This is a genomic window from Halanaerobium saccharolyticum (assembly GCF_003053565.1).
GTDB classification, from domain to species: domain Bacteria; phylum Bacillota; class Halanaerobiia; order Halanaerobiales; family Halanaerobiaceae; genus Halanaerobium; species Halanaerobium saccharolyticum_B.
Map to the genome: position 1 here is coordinate 43,983 of NZ_QAXS01000025.1, position 7,713 is coordinate 51,695.

The 7,713-nt window shown below is 37.9% G+C and carries 6 protein-coding genes; 5 read left to right on the forward strand and 1 reads right to left on the reverse strand.

The window, feature by feature from the left end:
• Positions 1-35: 35 nt before the first annotated feature.
• From C8C76_RS10205 to C8C76_RS10225, 5 genes are all read left to right on the forward strand, one after another.
• Positions 36-1,028 carry a substrate-binding domain-containing protein gene (locus tag C8C76_RS10205; RefSeq protein WP_219909382.1) on the forward strand — a complete coding sequence of 331 codons (993 nt, stop codon included), beginning with the start codon at positions 36-38 and terminating at the stop codon, positions 1,026-1,028.
• 168 nt (positions 1,029-1,196) lie between these two features.
• Complete coding sequence (gene araA, locus C8C76_RS10210) at positions 1,197-2,693, forward strand: L-arabinose isomerase (RefSeq protein WP_108141309.1); 1,497 nt, start codon at positions 1,197-1,199, stop codon at positions 2,691-2,693.
• Between the two features lie 216 nt (positions 2,694-2,909).
• Complete coding sequence (gene araD / locus C8C76_RS10215; protein WP_108141311.1) at positions 2,910-3,599, forward strand: L-ribulose-5-phosphate 4-epimerase; 690 nt, start codon at positions 2,910-2,912, stop codon at positions 3,597-3,599.
• A 26-nt stretch (positions 3,600-3,625) separates the two neighbouring features.
• A complete protein-coding gene (locus tag C8C76_RS10220; RefSeq protein ID WP_108141313.1) occupies positions 3,626-5,227 on the forward strand; it encodes a xylulokinase in 1,602 nt (533 codons plus the stop codon).
• A 161-nt stretch (positions 5,228-5,388) separates the two neighbouring features.
• Entirely contained in the window at positions 5,389-6,717 is a 1,329-nt protein-coding gene (locus tag C8C76_RS10225; protein ID WP_108141315.1) for a sn-glycerol-1-phosphate dehydrogenase, read from the forward strand.
• Positions 6,718-7,173: 456 nt separating this feature from the next.
• Here C8C76_RS10225 and C8C76_RS10230 read toward each other — a convergent pair.
• The coding region (locus C8C76_RS10230; protein ID WP_146161861.1) for an RNA-guided endonuclease InsQ/TnpB family protein at positions 7,174-7,713 on the reverse strand (540 nt) is incomplete at its 5' end.

The following is a 7,713-nucleotide window of genomic DNA, read 5'->3' on the forward strand; positions in this document are numbered from 1 at the left end:
ATCTTAAATAAAATAAAAAGATGGAGGGGTTTAGTTTGAAAAAATTATTAGTTCTAGTTATGGTTTTTGCTTTAACACTGAGTTTTGTTGGTATGGCAGCTGCACAGGAAGGTTCACCACTGCAGGGTAGTGCTGAAGATGAGTATGTGATGGTTACATTTGTTTCTGGTATTGAATACTGGAAGCCAGCTTACAGAGGTATGGAAGAAGCTGCAGCAAATCTGGGAGTTTCAAGCCGCTACACTGGTGCCACTGATTATGATATTAATCAGCAGGTAACAGTTTTAGAACAGGTTATATCTCAGCAGCCTGCTGGAATTCTTTTAACTGCAATTAACCCTGACGCTCTTGCTGGTCCAATTAATAGAGCTATGGAAGCCGGCATTCCGGTAGTAACTTTTGATGCTGACTCACCTAATTCTGATCGTTATTCTTTCTTAGCTACTTCAAACTATGAAGCTGGTGTAAAAGCAGCAAATTATTTAGCAGAACTGAATAATGAGGAAGGTAATCTTGGCCTAATCACTATTCCCGGTCAGTTAAATCATGAAGAAAGAGCTCGTGGTTTCCAGGAAACAATAGCCAATGATTATCCTAATATGGAAGTTGTTTCAGTTCAGGATGGTCAATCTGATCAGGCTGCTTCTGCTAGAGCAATGGGTTCAATGATTCAGGCTAATCCTGATTTAGTAGGAGTATTCACCACTGAAGCTTCCACTGGTGTAGGTGCAGCAACAGCAGTTGAAGAAGCAGATATGGTAGAAAATATTGATATAGTTAGTTTTGATACTGATCCTGGTACACTTGACTTTGTGGAAGCTGGAGTTATTGACGCAACACTTGCTCAGGGTACCTGGAATATGGGTTACTGGGGACAGATGTTCCTGTATCACTTAAGTGAAGGTCTTTTAAACCCAATTGAAAACGGAAACTGGGAAGAAGCAGGAATTAATCCTCTACCAGATTATGTTGATACTGGTGTAAACTTAGTAACTGAAGAAAATGTTGAATTCTACATGGCTGACTAAATAAACAATACGGGGAGAGGTTTGCAGCTTCTCCCTATTAATTAAATTTTTGAAGGCTAATTAATAATTGAAAATTTAATTAATACAAAATTTTTTAGCTTTACTTTTAATTATAAATAAAATACTTTAGAGTTAATAAAAAACTATAAAGTAATAAGGAGGAAAAAAATGAAAAATATTTTTGAAAAACAGGAATTGTGGTTTGTAACAGGAAGCCAGCATCTATATGGTGACGAGGTTTTAAAAGATGTAGCAGAAAACAGCAAAAAAATAGCCGAAGGTCTTTCAGCGGCCAAGGAAATTCCGGTAGAAATTAGATTTAAAAATGTGGTAACAACTGCAGAAGAAATTAGAAAAGTTGTTTTAGAAGCCAATAATAATGACAGCTGTATTGGAATTATTACCTGGATGCATACCTTTTCACCGGCTAAAATGTGGATTGCCGGTCTAAAAGCTATGCAGAAACCATTACTGCATCTGCATACTCAGTTTAACCGTGATATTCCCTGGGATGAGATTGACATGAACTTTATGAATACAAACCAGGCTGCTCACGGTGGTCGCGAATACGGATTTATGGTCAGCAGAATGGATAAAAATCGCAAAGTTGTAGCAGGACACTGGCAGGACGAGGAAGTTCAGCGCCGAATTGGTGTCTGGACCAGAGCTGCAGCTGCCTGGGCGGATTCACAGGGAGCCAAATTTGTAAGATTCGGTGACAACATGCGTAATGTTGCAGTAACTGAAGGTGATAAGGTTGAAGCTCAGATGAAATTTGGTTATGAAGTTCACTATTATGGTATTGGTGATCTGGTTGAATATATTGAAGCTGTTGATTCGGCAGAAATTGCTGAGCTGATTGAAGTCTATAAACAGGAATATAATGTGCAGAAAGATCTGCTTGAAGGTGAAGGCAAAGAATCTTTAAAAGAGTCAGCCAGAATTGAAATTGGTCTGCGCAAGTTTTTAGAAGACGGAGATTTTAAAGGCTTTACGACTAACTTTGAAGATCTACACGGTATGAAACAGCTTCCCGGTCTGGCAGTTCAGCGCCTGATGAAGGATGGATATGGCTTTGGTGGTGAAGGTGACTGGAAGACTGCTGCTTTAGTCAGAGCAATGAAGGTAATGGGTTATGGTCTGGAAGGTGGAACTTCCTTTATGGAATTCTACACCTATCACCTTGATCCAAAAGACACTAAAGTTCTGGGTGCACATATGCTAGAAATCTGTGAAAGCATTGCTGATGGAAAGGCTAATTTAGAAATGCATCCTTTAGGAATTGGCGGCAAAGAAGATCCAGCCAGACTTGTTTTTGATGTAGCTTCCGGCCCGGCTGTTAATGCAACAATAACTGATATGGGTAATAGATTCAGAATGATTGTTAATGAAATTGAAGTTGAGGCACCTGAGTATGAAATGCCTGAACTGCCTGTAGCCAGAGTCTTCTGGAAACCAGAGCCATCACTTAGAGAAGCAGTTGAATCCTGGATTTATGCAGGTGGGGCACATCATACAGGTTTTTCAAAGGCGGTTACCACTGAGCATTTAAGAGACTTTGCCGAAATAGCAGATATCGAACTGCTGACAATAGATGCTGAGACTAAAGTAAATGAATTCAAAAAGGAACTTAAGTGGAATGACATTTACTATAAATTAAAGTAAACAAAATTAATTTGATTAAAGTTATATTAACTGAGCAGTAAATATCTTAAATAAAGATATTTAAATAGATTTCTCATTAATAATTCTCTCCATATAAACGCTTTTTGACAGTAATATGAAGTACCCCCTTTTGAGCTGTTAAAAGTCGTTTATATGGTGGAATTAAATCTTGAATTACAGTTTTGGAGAATTTTGAAAGATTCTGGAGGGAGAAAAATGCTAGAAAAACTTAAAAAAGAAGTTTTAGAGGCCAATCTGGAATTACCTAAAAGAGGCTTAGTAACATATACCTGGGGTAATGTCAGCGGAATAGATCGAGAAAAGGGCTTATTTGTAATTAAACCAAGTGGAGTTGAATATGCTGAAATGACAGCAGATGATATGGTTGTTGTTGATCTTGATGGGAATAAGGTAGAAGGTGAATTAAAGCCATCTTCAGATACTGCAACCCATCTTTATTTATATAATCATTTTAAAGAAATTGGTGGGATTGTGCACACTCATTCCAGCTGGGCAACAAGCTGGGCTCAGGCAGGTAAAGGAATTCCGGCTTTTGGTACAACTCATGCCGATTATTTTTATGGAGAAATACCCTGCACCCGAAAAATGACAGCTGCAGAAATTGAAGGAGAATATGAAAGAGATACAGGTAAAGTGATAGTTGAGAGATTTGAAGGAATTGATCCAACTCAGAGGCCTGGAGTTCTGGTCAACAATCACGGTCCCTTCAGCTGGGGAACTGATGCAGCTAATGCAGTTCACAATGCTGTTGTAATGGAAGAAGTTGCTAAAATGGCTTACCGGGCTGTCAATTTAAATCCAGCCTTACAGCAGATTGATCAGGTATTACTGGATAAGCATTTTTTAAGAAAGCACGGTAAAAATGCCTATTATGGTCAGGAATAACGATATTTTTAGATGGAGGTTAAATAATGACTACAGCTAATCAGAAAGCTATAGAAAATGGAAATACAGTTTTAGGTATCGAATTTGGTTCGACCAGAATCAAGGCTGTGCTTTTAAATGGAGATAATAATCAAATCATTGCCTCCGGCAGCCACAGCTGGGAAAACAGCTATGAAGATGGAATCTGGACTTACAGTCTGGATGATATCTGGACAGGTCTGCAGGCGAGCTATAAAGATCTGGCTCAAAATGTGGAAGCAGAGTACGGAGTAAAAATAAAAAATATCGCCTCGATAGGTTTCAGTGCCATGATGCACGGCTATATGCCTTTTGATAAAGAAGGAGAGCTTTTAGTTCCTTTTAGAACCTGGCGTAATAATATAACAGAAGAGGCAAGCAGAAAATTAACTGAAGAATTTAATCATCCAATTCCTCAGCGCTGGAGTATTGCCCATTTATATCACGCAATTTTGAATAAAGAAGAACATATTTCAGAGATTGATTTTTTAACAACCTTAGAAGGTTTTATTCACTGGAAACTATCAGGGGAAAAGGTAATAGGAATTGGAGAAGCATCAGGTATGTTCCCTGTTGATGTGAAAACAAATAGTTATAATCGAAAGATGCTGGATAAATTTAGTGACTTAATTTCTGACTATAATCTTCCCTGGGAAATCAATGAAATTTTACCAAAACCACTGCTGGCAGGCGAAGAAGCTGGTAAATTAACTGCGGCAGGAGCAAAAATGCTGGATCCAACAGGAACACTTGAAGCAGGAAGCTTGATCTGCCCACCAGAGGGAGATGCTGAAACCGGAATGGTTGCAACAAATAGTGTTGCTCCCCGAACCGGTAATGTATCTGCAGGAACTTCGGTTTTTGCAATGGTTGTTTTAGAAGATGAATTATCCAAACCACATCCGGAATTAGATCTGGTAATGACCCCAACCGGCAAATTAGTGGCAATGGCTCATTCCAACAACTGCTCATCCAACCTGGATAAATGGATCAATATTTTTCAGGAAGCAGTTGAATCTTTAGGTTTTGAAGTAGATAAAAATACACTTTATGAAACTCTCTACAACAAAGCTCTGGAGGGGGATAAAGACTGTGGCGGCCTTCTAGCCTATGGTTATTTATCCGGAGAGCATATAACGGGTTTTGAAGAAGGAAGACCTCTATTGACAATGGAAGCTGACAGTAATTTTAATCTGGCTAACTTTATGCGGGTTAATTTACAGAGTGCTCTGGGGGCAATGAAAATGGGAATGGATATTCTCTTAAAAGAAGAAAATGTTAAGCTTGATAAGATGCTCGGACACGGTGGTCTCTTTAAAACCGAAGGAGTGGCTCAGAAGTTTATGGCAGCAGCAGTAAATGCTCCAGTTTCAGTAATGGAAACTGCTGGTGAAGGTGGAGCCTGGGGAATAGCACTACTTGCATCCTATCACTTAAATAAAGAAGAAGGACAGAGTCTGGAAGAATTCCTCAATCAGAATATTTTTACCGATCAGAATGAAAAGGTAATTAAGCCTGATCCGGATGATGTTAAGGGCTTTGAAGAATTCATGCAGCGCTATAAAGCCGGTCTGCCGATTGAAAGAGCAGCAGTAGAAAACCTGGATTAGCCTATAATCAATACCCTTTTAATTAACCTCAACTTAATTTGGTTGGGGTTAATTTATTTAGAATGCAGGAAAAACAACATTAACGGTTAAGTATTAAAATAAGATAATTTAAGTCTTAAAAAAACTTTTTGATTTGTAAATATTAGGAGGTTAAGTTCAAAATGGATATTCAAAAAATTTCAGGTAAAAAATGTTCCTGTGGCAGAGTCCACCAGATCCCCATTAAAGATGTGCTAATTGAAGAAAATGCTTTAGATCAGGCAGCTGAATTACTTAAAAAGACTACTAATCAGCGGAAAATATATTTAACTGTTGATCAAAACACTAAAAAGGCAGCTGGAGCTGAGTTGAAAGAGAAGTTATTAAAGGCAGACTTTGAGGTAGTAGAAATCTTACTTAAAGAAAGAAAAGGTAATGATCATTTAGTTCCAGAGCCAGGAGCTTTGTATAAAATCATCGAAAATATTGAGCATGACGGCTATGTACTGGCCTGCGGCTCAGGTTCAATAAACGATTTAACAGCCTATGCTGCTCACAAAATGCAGCTTCCTTATTCAATTGTTGCTACCGCTCCTTCAATGGACGGTTATGCATCTTCGGTGTCTTCAATAACAGTTGATGGAGTTAAGCAGACCTATAATACAACTCCACCAGAATTGATTATTGCTGATTTGAATATTTTAAAAGCTGCTCCCTGGAAATTAATTCAGTCAGGTCTGGGTGATCTGCTGGGTAAGGTTTCTTCACTACTTGAATGGAAACTCGGGGTTGCGATTTTTGATGAGTATTTCTGCCAGGAAGCTTTTGAGATGGTAGAAAGTCTTTTAAATGATCTCTTCAATAATTCCGAAAAAATTATTGCCCGCGAAAAAGAAGGAATTGAGATTCTAACTAAGGGTTTAATCTATTCCGGAATTTCGATGATGATGGTCGGCAGTTCACGACCTGCTTCGGGAACCGAGCACCATATTTCTCACTTTTTTGATATGTATGCCGGGATCTTTGGTGAGCATGTTCCTACCCACGGGATTAAGGTGGGAACAGCTGCCTTAATTAGCAGTGATTATTATTTAAAATTACTGGAAACTGATTTTTCTCAGTTTGAAATTACTCACAACCGAAAAGCAAGAGAAAAAGAAATTAAAGCAGCCTATCTCGATAAAGCTGATGGTATTTTAGAACTGCTGGATCAGCGCTGGGAGCATGATTTGATTACAAAAGATGACTTATTAGCTGCTGAAGCTGAGATTAAAAACAATATTCAGAAATTTAAGGAGTATCTTTTAGGTGTGGAAACTATCTTAGAAGATTTCGGTTTTTTTGAAAGAGAAGATGTCAAAAATTTAAATCGCGAATGGCTCAAAACAGCAGTAAATCACTGTTTTGAAATCCGCTTCCGCTATACGATTTCAACCCTTTTAAGACAGGTGGGGCTGCTTGATAAGTGGGGAGAAGAAGGAATAGCTAAACTGGAAGAAAAGTTAGCTTAAACAAAAATAAGATTATTTAATTGAGTGCTGGAATTAAATATTTCAGCACTTTTATTAGTTTAAAACTAAAAAATATTGTAGTAAGGAGTTAAAATATTGTAGTAGAAGTTGACATCCTCCCCGCCCGTTCCTATTGTTACGAACGAGGATTCCTTCCTTAAAGAAACTTTCACCGAAACTCTCTTTTGTATTATGCAATGATAGTTTCGGTACTAGGCCATTGAGGCCGTCACGAGGTTGTCGAATGATTAGAAGGCAGTCTATTTCTAGTAGCCCAATTTGTCTTCGACTTCAGGCTGTGCCATCAGCCCTCCTGAGATAGCCGACTATACATTTCACTAACTCTCCTTTTTATAACGCATTGTTGAGTTAGTATGAAGGGCATCGAGCCCTCCTCATTAGTATAATCCTAACATTATGCTAATATAGGCACTCAGGCACTTAGACTATTACCATCTAAGCAGATTGTTGCTCTAAATATTTATTAGCTATATTACGACTTGCATTTAAATCAGAGTGGATATGATTACCACACTCGCAAGAGTATAGATTAGCTTTGCGGTTAGATTTTTTAATTTTGTTGCATTTAGAACAACTCTGGGAGGTATATTTAGGATTTATATATTCTACCTTAATCCCAGCTAATTCAGCTTTATATTGAATAAATTGTTGAAGTTGATAGAAAATCCAGCTGTGGATGTTTCTATCTGCTCTATTAATACTCTTAGCAGTATTTCGGATATTTTCTAGATTCTCCATAATTATAGTTCCAACTTGCTCCTGCACAGCAAGATTAATAAGCTGGCGGCTAATTTTATGGTTTAAATCAGTCATCCATCTCTGCTCTTTATCATTAATATTTTTAATAGCTTTAACTTTTTTAGATTGACCCAGTTTTCTTCTTAACATACGATACTTTTTGCGGATAAAACCTGCCTGTTTACCATTGTGGAATTGGCGATTAATTTCTTTGCCTTGAGGATTTTTAACACTGGC

Excerpts from the sequence above, each read along its gene's own strand:
- araA (WP_108141309.1), top strand. The coding sequence starts at position 1,197 with ATGAAAAATATTTTTGAAAAACAGGAATTGTGGTTTGTAACAGGAAGC.
- araD (WP_108141311.1), top strand. The coding sequence starts at position 2,910 with ATGCTAGAAAAACTTAAAAAAGAAGTTTTAGAGGCCAATCTGGAATTA.
- C8C76_RS10220 (WP_108141313.1), top strand. The coding sequence starts at position 3,626 with ATGACTACAGCTAATCAGAAAGCTATAGAAAATGGAAATACAGTTTTA.
- C8C76_RS10225 (WP_108141315.1), top strand. The coding sequence starts at position 5,389 with ATGGATATTCAAAAAATTTCAGGTAAAAAATGTTCCTGTGGCAGAGTC.